The following is a 255-nucleotide window of genomic DNA, read 5'->3' as shown; positions in this document are numbered from 1 at the left end:
TTTTTTTTTTTTTTTTTTTTTTTTTTTTTTTTTTTTTTTTTTTTTTTTTTTTTTTTTTTTTTTTTTTTTTTTTTTTTTTTTTTTTTTTTTTTTTTTTTTTTTTTTTTTTTTTTTTTTTTTTTTTTTTATTTTTTTTTTTTTTTTTTTTTTTTTTTTTTTTTTTTTTTTTTTTTTTTTTTTTTTTTTTTTTTTTTTTTTTTTTTTTTTTTTTTTTTTTTTTTTTTTTTTTTTTTTTTTTTTTTTTTTTTTTTTTTT

At 0.0% G+C, this 255-nt stretch carries 1 protein-coding gene; it reads right to left on the bottom strand.

Annotated features, from left to right (window positions below):
• A partial coding sequence (locus J4G36_RS19020) for a hypothetical protein (protein ID WP_179766249.1) occupies positions 1-255 on the bottom strand: 255 nt, incomplete at both ends.

The organism is Sporosarcina sp. 6E9, from assembly GCF_017921835.1.
Lineage (GTDB): Bacteria > Bacillota > Bacilli > Bacillales_A > Planococcaceae > Sporosarcina.
This window is presented reverse-complemented; position numbering and strand designations above follow the sequence as displayed.